General features: G+C 48.4%; 8 protein-coding genes. 7 read left to right on the plus strand and 1 reads right to left on the minus strand.

The features are described from left to right. Positions 1-64: 64 nt before the first annotated feature. From HB364_RS09305 to trhA, 7 genes are all read left to right on the plus strand, one after another. Entirely contained in the window at positions 65-1,969 is a 1,905-nt protein-coding gene (locus tag HB364_RS09305) for a rhamnogalacturonan lyase (protein WP_167287610.1), read from the plus strand. 33 nt (positions 1,970-2,002) lie between these two features. Next, positions 2,003-2,800, plus strand: coding sequence for a rhamnogalacturonan acetylesterase (locus HB364_RS09310; RefSeq protein ID WP_167287611.1), 798 nt, complete (start codon positions 2,003-2,005; stop codon positions 2,798-2,800). 62 nt (positions 2,801-2,862) lie between these two features. Then, entirely contained in the window at positions 2,863-3,990 is a 1,128-nt protein-coding gene (locus tag HB364_RS09315) for a glycoside hydrolase family 88/105 protein (RefSeq protein ID WP_208419884.1), read from the plus strand. 89 nt (positions 3,991-4,079) lie between these two features. Beyond that, positions 4,080-7,016 carry a glycoside hydrolase family 2 protein gene (locus HB364_RS09320; RefSeq protein WP_167287612.1) on the plus strand — a complete coding sequence of 979 codons (2,937 nt, stop codon included), beginning with the start codon at positions 4,080-4,082 and terminating at the stop codon, positions 7,014-7,016. Positions 7,017-7,190: 174 nt separating this feature from the next. Then, on the plus strand, positions 7,191-10,073 hold the full coding sequence (locus tag HB364_RS09325) for a TonB-dependent receptor (protein WP_167287613.1): 2,883 nt from the start codon (positions 7,191-7,193) through the stop codon (positions 10,071-10,073). A gap of 84 nt (positions 10,074-10,157) precedes the next feature. Then, on the plus strand, positions 10,158-11,582 hold the full coding sequence (locus HB364_RS09330) for an arylsulfatase (protein WP_208419885.1): 1,425 nt from the start codon (positions 10,158-10,160) through the stop codon (positions 11,580-11,582). A gap of 34 nt (positions 11,583-11,616) precedes the next feature. After that, positions 11,617-12,243 (plus strand): PAQR family membrane homeostasis protein TrhA, encoded by a 627-nt coding sequence (trhA, locus tag HB364_RS09335; protein WP_167287615.1) that lies wholly within the window; start codon positions 11,617-11,619, stop codon positions 12,241-12,243. Positions 12,244-12,275: 32 nt separating this feature from the next. Here trhA and HB364_RS09340 read toward each other — a convergent pair whose 3' ends face one another. Beyond that, on the minus strand, positions 12,276-14,678 hold the full coding sequence (locus HB364_RS09340) for a DUF6250 domain-containing protein (protein WP_167287616.1): 2,403 nt from the start codon (positions 14,676-14,678) through the stop codon (positions 12,276-12,278). Positions 14,679-14,710: the final 32 nt, after the last annotated feature.

Raw genomic sequence — 14,710 nt, forward strand, 5'->3', positions numbered from 1 at the left:
TATTAGTGGATGGATGTGATGCAACGATTATGATGGCAGCCACGACTTGCATTTTAGTAGCTATATGAAAAAGAAATACTCCTTACTCTGCCTGTTATTCCTGCTTGCTTTTGGTCCGCTTCCTGCACAGCGGCAAATGGAATGGCTTGGCCGCGGTGTGCATGCTGCAGCAAAACCTGATGGACATGTTTTTGTAAGCTGGCGGCTGCTGGGCACCGATCCTGATAATATTGCTTTTAATGTGTATCGTAAGACAGCATCCGGTAAGCCTGTTAAGCTGAATAAGCAGCCGGTTACGTCTTCCACTTCCTTTGAAGATACTACTGCTGATACTACAAAGAGCTATACTTACTTTGTCAGGGAGTGGATAAAAGGAGAGGAAGTGATGACCAGTACTTCCTTCACCCTGCAACCGGGTACTTTGCCCTATGTTTCATTGCCATTGCAAACGCCCGACGGCTATTCGCCCAACGATGCGTCTGTAGGTGACCTCGATGGAGATGGTGAGTATGAGCTCATCCTGCACCAGGCAGGCCGCAGCAAAGACAACTCCCAGGCAGGCATTACTGATCCTCCCATTTTTCAGGCCTATAAGATGGATGGTACTTTATTATGGACCATCAACCTTGGTAAGAATATCCGGGAGGGCGCGCATTATACCCAGTTCATGGTGTATGACCTGGATGGTGATGGCCGGGCAGAGATTGCCATGAAAACTGCTGATGGCAGTATAGATGCCAAAGGAAAAGTGATTGGCAACTCCTCCAAAGATTGGCGCAATGAGCGTGGTTATATATTGGCAGGCCCTGAATACCTTACCATTTTTGATGGACTTACCGGCGCTGCACTGGCTACTACTGCCTATTTACCTGCCAGGCATCCTTCTTCCCTCACACCCACTACCGATGAACTGAAAAGCATTTGGGGCGATGGGTATGGCAACCGTATGGACCGCTTCCTGGCCTGTGTGGCTTACCTGGATGGCGTGCATCCCAGTCTGGTGATGTGCCGTGGTTATTATACACGTACCGTGCTGGCTGCCTGGGACTGGAAGGGAGGGAAGCTGAACTCCCGTTGGATATTCGATTCCCAGCAGGGAAATCCTGCCTATGGAGGCCAGGGCAATCACAATTTAACAGTGGCCGATGTGGATGGCGATGGTAAAGATGAAATCGTATATGGCGCTATGACGATAGATGATGATGGCAAAGGATTGTATTCAACCGGACTGGGCCATGGCGATGCCTTGCATGTAACAGACCTCGATCCCACTCATCCCGGCATGGAAGTATTCGATATACAGGAACGTTTTGATGATGCAGGCGCCAACTTCCGGGATGCTAAAACAGGGGCCGTATTATGGAAGAAAGCTTCTGTAAAAGCGGGGGAAGATGGGGAAGGTCCGGGCCGTGGACTGGCGCTGGACATTGATCCCCGTTATCCCGGTTATGAGTGCTGGGTAGCAGGCGCCGGCATTACCGGCATGTTTGACTGCAAAGGAAATAAAATAGCCAACAATACGCCGGCCTGTAACATGGGCATCTGGTGGGATGGCGATGTACTGAGCGAAGTATTGAATGGTACTACCATTGATAAATGGGATTATGAGAACAGTAAAACGAACCGCCTGCTGGAAGCGGCACAATACAATTGTGTGCGCAATAATGGCACCAAGTCAAACCCTGTGCTGAGCGCTGATATCTGGGGAGACTGGCGCGAGGAAGTGATCTACCGTACTGCGGACAATAAAGAGCTGCGCATTTTCTCTACCTCCATACCAACCACCCATCGTTTTTATACCCTGATGCATGACCCGCAATACCGGCTCAGCATTGCCTGGCAAAATGTAGCCTATAACCAACCGCCACATACCAGCTTCTTTATGGGAGAAGGCATGAAGAACCCGCCCAAACCCAATATTAAATTGCTTGCACCGGAAGCAGGAGTTAAAGGGATTGGAAGGAAATAATAATTAGCTGTTTAATACACGATAGAAAATTATATGAAAACAAAGTTTAGCAAATACCTGAAGGCTGTTATACTGCTGCTGTCTGTAGCGGGCACCATGTCATTTATTATATGGCAGCAACAAAAACCTACCCTGTATATCATTGGAGACTCTACCGTGCGCAATGGCGATGGAAAGGGCACCAACCAGCAATGGGGCTGGGGCAGCCTGCTGGCGCCTTTCTTTGATACCAATGCCATCAGCATACGCAACCATGCCATTGGTGGCAGAAGCAGCCGCACCTTTATCAATGAAGGTCGCTGGCAGCGCATCCTCGATGAACTGAAGCCCGGTGATTTTGTGCTCATGCAGTTTGGTCATAATGATGCCGGTCCGCTCGATGATACAGCCCGTGCCCGTGGTACCATCCGGGGCATTGGTGAAGAAAGCAAGGATATCTACAATCCCATTACCAAAAAACAGGAGGTGGTATACACCTATGGCTGGTACATGCGTAAATATGTGAATGAGGCTAAGGCTAAGGGTGCTATTCCCATCATCTGTTCACCGGTGCCCCGTAATAATTTCAAAGACGGTAAAGTAAGTCGTGCAGATGATAGTTATGGCAAATGGGCCCGGGAAACGGCCACTTCCACCGGCGCTTATTTTATTGACCTCAACAATGCCATTGCAGATGAATATGAAAAGCTGGGGCCTGATCAGGTAAAGACTTTCTTTCCCGCTGATCATACCCATACCAATGAAGCCGGCGCAAAGCTGAATGCGGAGATCGTAGTGAAAGGTGTGCAGGCCCTGAAAGATTGTGAGCTGAAAAAGTATGTGAAGAAATAGGAATACAAGAATACAGCATTCAGAAGCCAGCATTCAGAATGAAATACAGTTCAAAGCATGTTATGAATAGAATGATTGTTCTTGTTGCAGCAATGTTGACGGTGACTATTACAGTACAGGCACAGTCTATACCAAAGAAGAAAGAAGTGCTAAAGGCCATGACACTGGCCAATAAATACTTCATGGAAAAGTGGCCCGATCCGGGCAAGTCTATTATTACCAACCGGGAGCGTCCCAGCAATATCTGGACCCGTGCTGTGTATTATGAAGGACTGATGGAGTTGTACCGTACCGATAAAAAGAAGGCCTATATAGATTATGCCTACGAATGGGGCAACAAGCACAAATGGGGGTTGCGGGATGGTATCCGTACCCGGAATGCCGACAATCAATGTTGCGGACAAACTTATATAGAGCTATTCCTCAAAAGCAAGGATTCCACGCATATTCGCGATATCAAGGCATCTATTGATCTGATGGTGCAAAGTGATAAGCAGGACGACTGGAACTGGATCGATGCCCTGCAAATGGCGATGCCCATATATACAAGATTGGGCGTGATCTACCAGGATACTGCCTATTTCCGCAAGCTATATGACCTGTACAGCTTTTCCAAATACAAACATGGCGGCAATGGTTTGTACAATGCAGCCGAGGGATTGTGGTGGCGCGATAAGGATTTTGTACCACCCTATAAAGAGCCGAATGGAGAGGATTGCTATTGGAGCCGTGGCAATGGCTGGGTAGTGGCGGCACTGGTGCGTACGATGGAATGGTTGCCTAAAACTGATCCGCATTACAAGGAATACCTGGAAGATTATAAAGCCATGCTGAAAGCCTTATTGCCCATTCAGCGTACAGATGGTTTCTGGAATGTAAGTCTGCACGATTCCACGTATTTTGGTGGTAAAGAGCTTACCGGCACTGCCCTGTTTACCTATGGTATGGCCTGGGGTATTAATAAAGGCATTATTGACAGACAAACTTACCTGCCGGTAGTGATCAATGCCTGGAATGCCATGGTGAAAGATTGTCTGCACCCGAATGGCATGCTGGGTTATGTACAGGGTACCGGTAAAGAGCCTAAAGACGGTCAGCCGGTTAGCTATACCAATGTACCGGATTTTGAAGATTATGGGCTGGGTTGTTTCCTGCTGGCAGGATCGGAAGTGTACAAGCTGAAGAAGTAATACACGAATTGATACGAATTACACAAATCTTATGCGAATTGTACAAATGCTGCTGTGCATCTGTGTGATCCGCGAACGCTTTTATTGCCATGAAATACATTGCCACTTCTCTTCTATTGCTGATCACTATTACTGTTGCTGCCCAAAGGGTAAAATACAATTTCAATCCCGGCTGGAAATTGCAGGTGGGAGATATCGCAGGTGCAGAGGCGGTTAATTATGATGATGCTTCCTGGAAGCCCATTACACTGCCGCGGGCCTGGAATGAAGATGATGCCTTTAAAAAAGATATTGTTGACCTCTCTACCGGCATAGCCTGGTACCGGAAACATTTTGCCATCCCTGCTACGCAGCAGGGACAAAAGATATTCCTGGAGTTTGAAGGAGTGCGACAGGCGGCAGATGTATATGTAAACGGCACCCATATTGGCCTGCATGAAAATGGCGTAACTGCCTTTGGTTATGATATTACCAGCCTGGTGAACACCGGTGGCGCTGATAATGTAATTGCTGTGCGTACCGACAATAGCTGGGATTATCGTGAAAAAGCCACCAATACCAAATACCAGTGGAGTGATAAGAACTTCAATGCCAATTACGGTGGTATTCCCAAAAATGTATACCTGCATGTAACAGGTAAAGTGTACCAGACTTTGCCTTTATTCTCCAACCTTGGTACAACAGGCGTATACATCTATGCCGACAGTTTTAATATCCGTGGTAAAAGCGCTGTGGTGCATGCAGCGTCGGAAGTAAAAAATGAAAGTGCGCAACCGGCCACTGTACAGTATGAAGTGCTGATCAAAGACGGGCAGGGAAAGCCGGTAAAAACTTTTGCAGGCAACCGCAGTACGCTCGCGCCAGGCGCTACCGGCATCCTGACAGCGGCGGCGGCTGTGCAGGGCCTGGAGTTCTGGAGCTGGGGATATGGATACCTGTATACAGTAGAGACCCTCCTGAAGATAAACGGAAAAGAAGTGGATAAGGTAGTCACCAGAACAGGTTTCCGGAAAACGGCTTTTAAAGAGGGCATGGTATACCTCAATGACCGGGTAATACAGATCAAGGGATATGCACAACGAACATCCAATGAATGGCCCGCGATTGGTCTGAGTGTGCCGGCCTGGCTGAGCGATTACAGCAATCAACTTATGGTGGAAAGCAATGGCAACCTGGTGCGCTGGATGCACATCACGCCCTGGAAGCAGGATGTGGAAAGCTGCGACCGGGTAGGGCTTATGCAGGCCATGCCGGCCGGTGATGCGGAAAGAGACGTGGAAGGCACGCGCTGGACGCAACGTACACAGGTGATGCGGGACGCTATTATCTATAACCGGAATAATCCCAGTATCATCTTTTACGAGTCGGGCAATGAGTCCATCAGTGAGCAGCACATGGCAGCTATGAAAGCCATCCGTGATCAGTATGATCCGCATGGCGGGAGGGCCATCGGAAGCCGGGAGATGCTGGATAGTAAGGTGGCTGAATATGGCGGCGAGATGTTGTACATCAACAAAAGCGCCCATATACCGGTGTGGGCCATGGAATATTCAAGGGATGAGGGCCTGCGTAAATACTGGGACGACTATTCGCCTCCTTATCACAAAGATGGCGATGGCCCGCAGCACAAGGGACAGCCAGCTCCGGAATACAACCGTAACCAGGAATCACACGCCAAAGAAAACATTGCACGCTGGTATGAGTTCTGGAAAGAAAGGCCGGGTACCGGCAAGCGGGTGAGCTCTGGTGGGGTGAACATTGTATTCTCTGAATCCAATACCCATCACCGTGGTGCCGAGAATTACCGCAGGAGCGGAGAAGTGGATGCCCTGCGCATTTATAAGGAAAACTATTTCGCCCACCAGGTAATGTGGGAGGGATGGGTAGATATTGAAAAGCCACGTATTCATATTGTAGGTCACTGGAATTATACGCCGGCAGTTACCAAAGATGTATATGTCATTTCCTCTGCTGATAAAGTGGAGTTATTTGTGAATGGTAAGTCATTGGGTTTTGGCGAACAAAGCAACCGGTTCCTCTATACCTTCAAAAATGTAAGCTGGCAGGCCGGCACCATTGCAGCAACAGGTTACGATGCGCAGGGAAAGAAAATAGTTACTGCCGAAAAGTCAACTGCCGGAGAGGCCTATGCAGTTAAACTGACACCGATAGTAAGCCCGGCAGGATTCAAAGCCAATGGCCATGACCTGGCATTGGTAGAGGTGGAAGTGACAGATGCAAAAGGCAAACGTTGTCCCACTGCGCTGAATTTGGTCCATTTCTCGCTCGAAGGGGCAGCCGAATGGCGTGGCGGCATGGCGCAGGGACCGGATAATTATATTCTTTCCAAAGACCTGCCGGTGGAATGTGGCGTAAACCGGGTGTTGATACGCAGCACTACGCAGGCAGGTAAAGTTGTACTAACAGCCAAAGCAGACGGTCTTCAGCCGGCGACCCTCACCCTGACCACCCTTCCGGTGATGGTGAAGCAGGGATTAAGTACGCAGTTGCCGGGCGATGGGCTTCCTTCCAACCTAAGCAAAGGACCTACGCCATTAACTCCTTCTTTTACCTGGAAGCGCCAGGCATTGACCATTGTAAAGGCAACGGCCGGGGCGCATGCCGACAGTGCTTTTGAAAGTTTTGATGATAATGAACTTACCGAGTGGAACAATGGCCGCCAATTGTCTGATGCCTGGATCGAATATGAACTGAGCGAAGCGGCAACGGTGCGGGAAGTGACCCTGAAGCTGAATAACTTCCGTAGCAGGACCTATCCTATTCGCATCACGGTAGATGGTAAGGAAATATTTAAAGGCAATACAGAAAGGTCATTAGGTTACTATACTGCTGTGTGTACGCCACACAAAGGAAAGAAAGTCAGGATAAGTTTGTTGGGTAATACCACCACTCAGGATAATAATAGTGTGGAGGTATCCGGTAAAAAGCTGGATGACGGGGTAGCCAGGAATGATGCCAACGCAACAGGCACGTTAAGCATAATAGAAGTAGAAATATATCAATAAGGGTGATTATCAGGGGGGTAAAGTCGGTAGTCAGGGATTGAGTCATTAATGACTGTTAGCATTTTATTAAATCCTGCTGGCAAACCTGGTATATGCGTAAAAAAATCGGTTGTATCTTGCTGGTTTCAGCAAAAGCCGACGTCCAATATCTTATAACCCGTCCAAAATCAACGCATGAAGTTATTTACCCTGACCTTATTGGTGCTACTGACAGGCCACTGTCTGCTTGCCCAGCAAAAAGTGACTGGCAGTATTAAAGGTAAAGTAGTGGATGTGATGAATAATCTCCCCTTGCCCGACGCTACTGTTACAATAACGAACAAGGAAGATTCATCGGCCACTGGTTTTGCTGTAACCGATAAGACGGGCGCTTTTGAACTAAAGAACATTCCCGCAGGCTCCTATATATTAGGCATTAGTTTCACTGGTTATGCGCCTTTTATGCGTAACCTGGATATCACAGCAGCCAGGTCAGTTTTTGACCTCGATTCAGTGAAATTGAATACCGATACTTCCATGATGGCCAGTGTGATCGTCACTGCACCGCCTATTACTATTAAAAAAGATACGGTCGAATTCAGGGCCAGCGCCTTCAAAACAAAACCCAATGCCACGGTAGAAGACCTGCTGAAGAAACTGCCGGGTGTGGAAGTGGATAAAGATGGTAACGTTAGCTCCCAGGGTGAAAACATTCCCAAGATCTATGTAGATGGCAAAGAGTTTTTTGGCAATGATCCCAAGCTGGCTACCAAGAACCTCACGGCGGAGATGGTGGAAAGTATACAGGTATTTGATGACATGAGTGATCAAGCCAAGTTTACCCGCATTGATGACGGCAGCCGCCAGCGTACCATTAATATCAAATTGAAGAAGGACCGCCGTAAAGGTATATTTGGCCGCACTACAGTGGGGGCAGGGAGCAATGACCGGTACACGGGCAACCTGTCTTTGAATATGTTTGATGAAGACCAGCGTATATCCATTATTGGTGGTGCTAATAATATCAACCGGCTGGGTTTTTCCTCCAATGACATGATCAGTGGTATGGGAGGCATGGGCGGCTTTAGTGGTGGTGGCGGAAGAGGTGGCGGAGGCCGCGGTGGTGGCGGAGGAGGTGGTGGCAGCGCCGGCAATGGTAATACCAAATCCTGGAGCGCGGGCGTGAATTACCGGGACGACTGGGGCCGGAAAATGGAATTCAGTGGCAATTACTTTGTGTCCAAAACCAGCACTATTAACCGTAGCAAGAGTTTGCGGCAGAACCTTTTTGCCAATGATTCCACTTCCCTGAGTGATGAGCAATCCTACCGGAAGAATGATAACCTTAGTCATCGCTTCGGATTTCGCTGGGAATATGAGATTGACAGCATGAACTCCATCCTGCTTACGCCCAATATCAATATCCAGCAATCGGAATCGGAAAGCCTCGATTCCGTTGTTACGATATCTTCCACGCCCAAGTACAATTATAAAGCGATTGAAGGAAGCAGCTCACGCACCAATCAGCGTGATGGCATTAGCTTTAACAATAACCTCTTATTCCGCCATCGCTTCAAAAAGCCGGGCCGCACCTTTACCATTGGCTGGAGTACCGCCGTGAATGACAGTGAAGGCGATGGGTACACTATTTCACCATATAATTATTATAATCCCGACAGCACCTGGAACTATACCAGGGACCAGCGCCAGCAAAATGAACAGATCACCACCTCCTGGAATAATACCGTGAGCTCATCCCTGACAGAAATGTTTGGTACCGATAAGATACTGGAATTAAACTATGCCTATTCCATCAATGAAAGCACGAGCGACCGGAAGACCTTCGATTACAGGGCTTCATCGGGCGAGTATGACAGCGTGAATAAGAATCAGACCAACTACTTCGAAAATACCTTTATCTCCAGCAGGCTGGGAACCAACTTCCGGGTGAAAAAGCAGAAGTATGATTTCCAGTTGGGCGGCGCTGTACAGTTCGCCATTTTAGAGAACCTGAGCCACCGGGCTATGACGGGTAAGGACAGTACCATGAGTCAGCGGTACACCAACTTCTTCCCCAATGCCAACTTTAATTATAACCTGGGCACCCGAAAAAGTATCCGCTTTGGTTACCGGGGAAGTACCCGCGCTCCCAGCATCAGCCAGTTGCAGGATGTGGTAGACCAGAGTAACCAGTTGGTATACCGTACCGGTAATCCCAACCTGAAGCAGGAGTTTACCAATAACTTCAATTTCAGCTATAATACCTTCAATGTATCCAACTTCCTGTTCTTTAACCTGAACCTCAATGCCACCGTGATCAGTAACAGGATCGTGAACAGCATGGAGCTGATCAATAGTACCACGCAATTGATCCGTCCGGTGAACCTGAACGGCGCCTGGAATGCTTCCTTCTCCGGTACAGTGGGTGTTCCCCTGATCAAGGTGACCACCGGCCGCCGTAGTCCCATGAACCTGAACCTGACCAGTACGGTACGTTATAACCGTGATGTAAGCCAGCAGAAGGGTGTGATGGGCTATAATACCACTACCACGCTTGGACAGCGTATCCGGTATGATTATAATATTCCCGATAGACTGGATGTGGGTACCAGCGCCAACTTCAACTACAATGACGCACGGTACGGCTTCCAGGAAAACTCCAACAACCGGTATTTCAACCACAACTATTCACTGGATGTAACCTATACTTTCCTGAAACGGGTAATGTTGAGCAGTGATTTCGATTATTATGTAAACAGTGGCCGGGCTGATGGCTTTAACCAGCCTATTCCCCTGTGGAATGCCAGCATTGCCTGGGTCATGTTTAAGAAGCGGAATGGTGAGCTGCGTTTCAGTGTGGTAGACCTGCTGAACCAGAATAAGAATATTGACCGTACTATCAATGAGTATTATATAGAAGATACTTTCACAGAAACACTGCGTCGTTATTTCCTGGTGACCTTTATGTACAACCTGAACCGTTTTGGCGGCAGGGCCAATGGCGGACAGAACAGGGGCAATGGCGGTGGTATGCAAAGAATGGGTGGCGGCAATGGCGGTGGCGGAAGACGTTTTTAAAGTGCATGATCTATAAGAAGGAACGCCTGACAACGTAAGTTGTCGGGCTTTTCTTTTAAATTGTGCATGGTTTAAATAATGCGCATGAAACTAATTGTTCCCGCTCTTGTATGCACCTTATTGCTGACTCACACCGGTACAGTACAGGCTCAGCAAAAGTCTGCCAGTAACCGCAAACCCAATATTATATTGATCGTGGCCGATGACCTGGGTTATGGCGACCTTCATTGTTACGGGCAACAGAAAGTGGCTACGCCCAATATTGATCAACTCGCCGCTTCCGGCATGCGGTTCACGCAATTTTATTCCGGCACTACTGTTTGTGCTCCTTCACGTGCCAGCCTCATGACTGGCATGCATACAGGGCATACCCCCATCCGTGGCAACCGGGGCTTTAAACCGGAAGGGCAATTCCCTTTACCCGATTCTTCCCTCACCATTGCAGCAGTATTGAAGAAGAACGGCTATAGGACCGCCGCCTTTGGTAAATGGGGTATGGGCTATCCCGGCTCTGCGGGTGAACCATTGAAGCAGGGCATTGAGCGTTTTTATGGATACAACTGTCAGTCGGAAGCGCATAACTATTACCCGGATCACCTGTGGGACAATGACAAACGTATTGATTTCCCCGGTAACCGTACCAGTGATTCCATGTACTCCGGCGATAAGATACACCAGGCTGCTATGGATTTCCTGCAACAAACGGGGGATAAACCTTTCTTTCTTTTCCTTCCCTACACATTGCCGCATGGCGACCTGGATGTACCGCGCGACAGTGTATACCAGCGTTACGTAAAACAGTTTAATGAACCACCACTTCCACCTGGTGCGCCTTCCAAAGGCCGCTTTGAGCCTTATCCGCATGCTGCCTTTGCCGCGATGGTAAGCAGGCTCGACAGGTATGTGGGAGAGATCTACCGGTTTGTTCAGCGAAGTGGTCAGGCCGATAATACCCTTATCATTTTCACCAGTGATAATGGTCCGCACCGGGAAGACGGTGGCGACCCGGAGCTCTTCGATGGCAATGGCATCTTCAGGGGTATCAAGCGCGATCTGTATGAAGGCGGTATCCGGGTGCCGTTTATTGCCAACTGGAAGGGGAAGATCAGGGCTGGTATGGTGAATGAACAACCGGCTGCCTGGTGGGACCTGTTCCCTACTTTTCAGCAACTGGCTAATGTACCGGTATCAAAAAACACGGATGGTATTTCCATTGTACCTGCCCTGACCGGTAAACCGCAGCAGGCGCATGAATATTTCTATTGGGAATTTCATGAACAGGGCGGCAAGCAGGCGGTGCGTTACGGTAACTGGAAAGGCGTGCGGCTGAACGTATCAAAAGTGAAAGATGGTCCGATAGAATTATATGATCTTAAAAATGATCCGGCAGAGCAGCAAAATATAGCAGCAGCCCATCCGGATATAGTAAAGAAGATAGCATCATGCATGCAGCAGGCGCATGTGCCCGATACCAACTGGCCTGTGCTGGTGAGTGAGATCAAGCCCTGAATCCGGACCTTTGCAAAGTTGAATACTATTGATTATGGAAACATATAACCGCCATCAGGAGATTGTCAATGGTTTGATACATGGCTTTGGTATGCTGTTTGGCATCAGTGGTCTTCCGGTTCTAACAGGTATTGCCACTGCCCATGGCAATATATCTGGCATTGTAGGTTCGGGTATCTATGGTTTGTGCTTTTTATTGCTGTTTACTACTTCCACTATTTATCATGTTACTACGGAGCCGGAGATAAGACGGATCTTTAAGGTCCTTGATCATATCAGCATCTATTTTCTCATTGCCGGCACTTATACCCCTTTCCTGCTGGTGTATATGAATAATACGTTTGGTATAACCCTCTTATCGGTATTATGGGGTCTTACCATTATAGGTATCTTCTTTAAAGTACGCTTTACAGGAAGGTTCGAGATCATTTCTGTTATTATTTATTTATTCATGGGATGGATCATGGTAGTGGGCGGACGCAGGTTTTTTGACAGCCTGCCTGTCCCGGTACTGGTGCTTATCTGCATCGGCGGAGGCTTGTACTCCATAGGAGTCATTTTTTATGTATGGGATAAATACCTGTATACGCATGCCGCCTGGCATGCTTTTGTGCTGGCTGCCGCCATTTGCCATTATGTAGCGGTGCTGTTGACAATATAGTGTAATCCTTCGGTCAGGGTGACTCCCTTAGATCATTCAATGCTGTAGACCTTCACCTCATCAATCGCCTGCCTCGACCAGGTAGAACGGAAGCCAAAATAACCGCTGGTTAAAGGACTGCTGTCTTTCCAGGTAAAGTAAGGAATACCATCTACGATGAATTGCGTGGCGCCATTATACACGACGGTTTGTACCGTATAAGTTTTGTTGGGCTGCAGCAAATGGGTTTTATCCAGGTATTCCTGCAATAAAGGTTTTTGCCCATTACCATGGTATTTGCGGAAGCGGGTAGTTGAGTTGGTATTGCCACCCATGCCCACATAATACAATTGCAGGGAATCATACGCTTCAAACACACCATTGCGTGTAAACAAATGCGGATTGCGGGGATCAGTGGCCATCCAGAATTGGTTAAGGTCCGACACACGGTCATTAACACCGCTCTCTGCTATTACACGACGCTTATATTCTATTAAGATATTGCCGGATAGTATCTTTTTCAGCCAGGTGGTAACGCCTCCTTTGGTATCCAGTATCAGTTGGCCATCTTTCACATATACCGAAGAATTGGGCTGTGCAGCGATCTCTGATTTCCATATTGCCGTATCCAGCCCTTTGCTGAAATCATCACTGAAGAGCAGGGTCTTCTTGTTAAAAGCAATGGGTTGTACCTGCATAACAGCAGTCATATCCTCCGCAGCTTCCAGCTTCACCGCATCATACATAACGCCGGCGCCGGGTTTGGCTTTCAGTACAAAGGAAATCGTATTAGCGCCTTTCTTCAACAGACTGGCGGGGAACCTGACCGAAAGCTCCTGGTAATAGCCACCCGCAATGGCCGACCGGTAAACACTGGCATCATTGCCCAGCCGGTTAAACTCCTGTACAGGTTGATCATTCACATACACCGTGAACAAAGGATTGCGGGCAGCGCCTGCCAGGGCAATGGTCAATACGGCATTGCCGGTATAGGTTTTATCGGTATCAAAGTGGATATTCCACTTTCCGTTCTTTGTTTGTGCATAATACCAGTCCTTGTTCTCCCGGCTCTTGCCAATTGTGAAGTCGAGGTTTTCAGGCACCTGTTTAAATACGCCATAATTCCTTGCATGACCGGCCAGGGCAAAACCGGTTGTCCGGCGGTCTGCTTCACCCAGTTGAAATAAAGTAGTGCCTGTTCTTTCTATAGGCCAGGTAAGGGTACCCAATGCCGTGGTATTACCGGCGTTCACTACCACATTGGCTTTATTGAACTCTCCGGTTTGATTGCTGCCATACGCATAGAGGGTATAATTACCGGGCCGCACCTGTTGCAGGGTGAAGCTACCGTCTGCTGCTGTGCGCGTAGCGAAAATATAACCCTGGCTTTGTGCCTGCCAGTCGTACCCCGGCGCTGCGAGAATAATATGTGTACCGGCTGCAGCAGGTTGATTATCCACCAGGAGCTTTCCCTGTACAGCGCCTCTTGCTAGAGGATACCGGGCATGCTGCATCCAGGCATAAGGCCATTGATTGATCTCTTTGGCAGCCTGTTGTTGGGCATCTTTCCAGATAGCGTTCACATTGCTTCCCTGGTTTACATACAACAGGAAGGGCCCATTCAGTTTGCTCCATTCCCCGGTGATAAGATCATCGGACTTACTGATATCTGATATAAAATGGTTGCAGTTGAACATGCAGATCAGGTAAGGCGTGGAATGCACATTCTGGTATTGTTTGGAAGGACCGCCATTCAAATACTCATGGCTGGCCTGTATCACGAACATACCCCTGCCCGATTGCCGCCCTGCCATTCCATGCACATGACGGCCTTCAATATAATCGGCATAATCATACTTGGTGTACACAGAACTATCGGCCAGGCGGTAAGTCCAGTCCTGTATTTCATTGGTCAGCTCCGACATCTTCGGCATAGGTCCCTGTATACTGTCGCGCACCAGGTGATAATCATACAGGCTTTCATCGCTCCGCACGCCCCATCGTGTTTGTCCATAGCTGCCGGCAGAATCACCTGCCCGGTGCGATTGTACCAGGAAGCAATAAACACCGCTTACACCGTTGCGCAGCACATAATGCAGGTCGTACTGAAAATGATTCTCCGCCTCATGAAAGAAGGACAATTCAATCAGCTCATTGCTTTGCCTGACCACTTTGTATTGCGCAGGCGACATGGAAAAACCGGGACCCAGTAAATAAGCCCGTCCCTTCCTGCCCAGCAGGTCATTCCCCTTTTTATCCCGGATGGAAAGCAGGTCGGCATTGGTTTTATGAAAGCCCACCGTGATCAGCTCATTGGACAGGGTAACTATATTACCTTGTTCCTGTAAGGTGACCTGTTGTGCCGTCAGCGTGCTGCCAGCCAGGAGGCAACAGGTAGATAATAGGGCCGTACAGGCGTGGTAAATGCGGAAGGGCGACAGGAGTGATCGTTTCATGCAGGCAAGTAAGTGGTGAAACATACAATGAT

Origin of the sequence: Paraflavitalea devenefica, from assembly GCF_011759375.1 — a bacterium.
GTDB lineage: Bacteria > Bacteroidota > Bacteroidia > Chitinophagales > Chitinophagaceae > Paraflavitalea > Paraflavitalea devenefica.

Coding starts and splice junctions, on each gene's coding strand:
- HB364_RS09320 (WP_167287612.1), top strand. CDS start 4,080: ATGAAATACATTGCCACTTCTCTTCTATTGCTGATCACTATTACTGTT.
- HB364_RS09340 (WP_167287616.1), bottom strand. CDS start 14,678: ATGAAACGATCACTCCTGTCGCCCTTCCGCATTTACCACGCCTGTACG.
- HB364_RS09310 (WP_167287611.1), top strand. CDS start 2,003: ATGAAAACAAAGTTTAGCAAATACCTGAAGGCTGTTATACTGCTGCTG.
- HB364_RS09325 (WP_167287613.1), top strand. CDS start 7,191: ATGAAGTTATTTACCCTGACCTTATTGGTGCTACTGACAGGCCACTGT.
- HB364_RS09305 (WP_167287610.1), top strand. CDS start 65: ATGAAAAAGAAATACTCCTTACTCTGCCTGTTATTCCTGCTTGCTTTT.
- HB364_RS09330 (WP_208419885.1), top strand. CDS start 10,158: ATGAAACTAATTGTTCCCGCTCTTGTATGCACCTTATTGCTGACTCAC.
- HB364_RS09315 (WP_208419884.1), top strand. CDS start 2,863: ATGAATAGAATGATTGTTCTTGTTGCAGCAATGTTGACGGTGACTATT.
- trhA (WP_167287615.1), top strand. CDS start 11,617: ATGGAAACATATAACCGCCATCAGGAGATTGTCAATGGTTTGATACAT.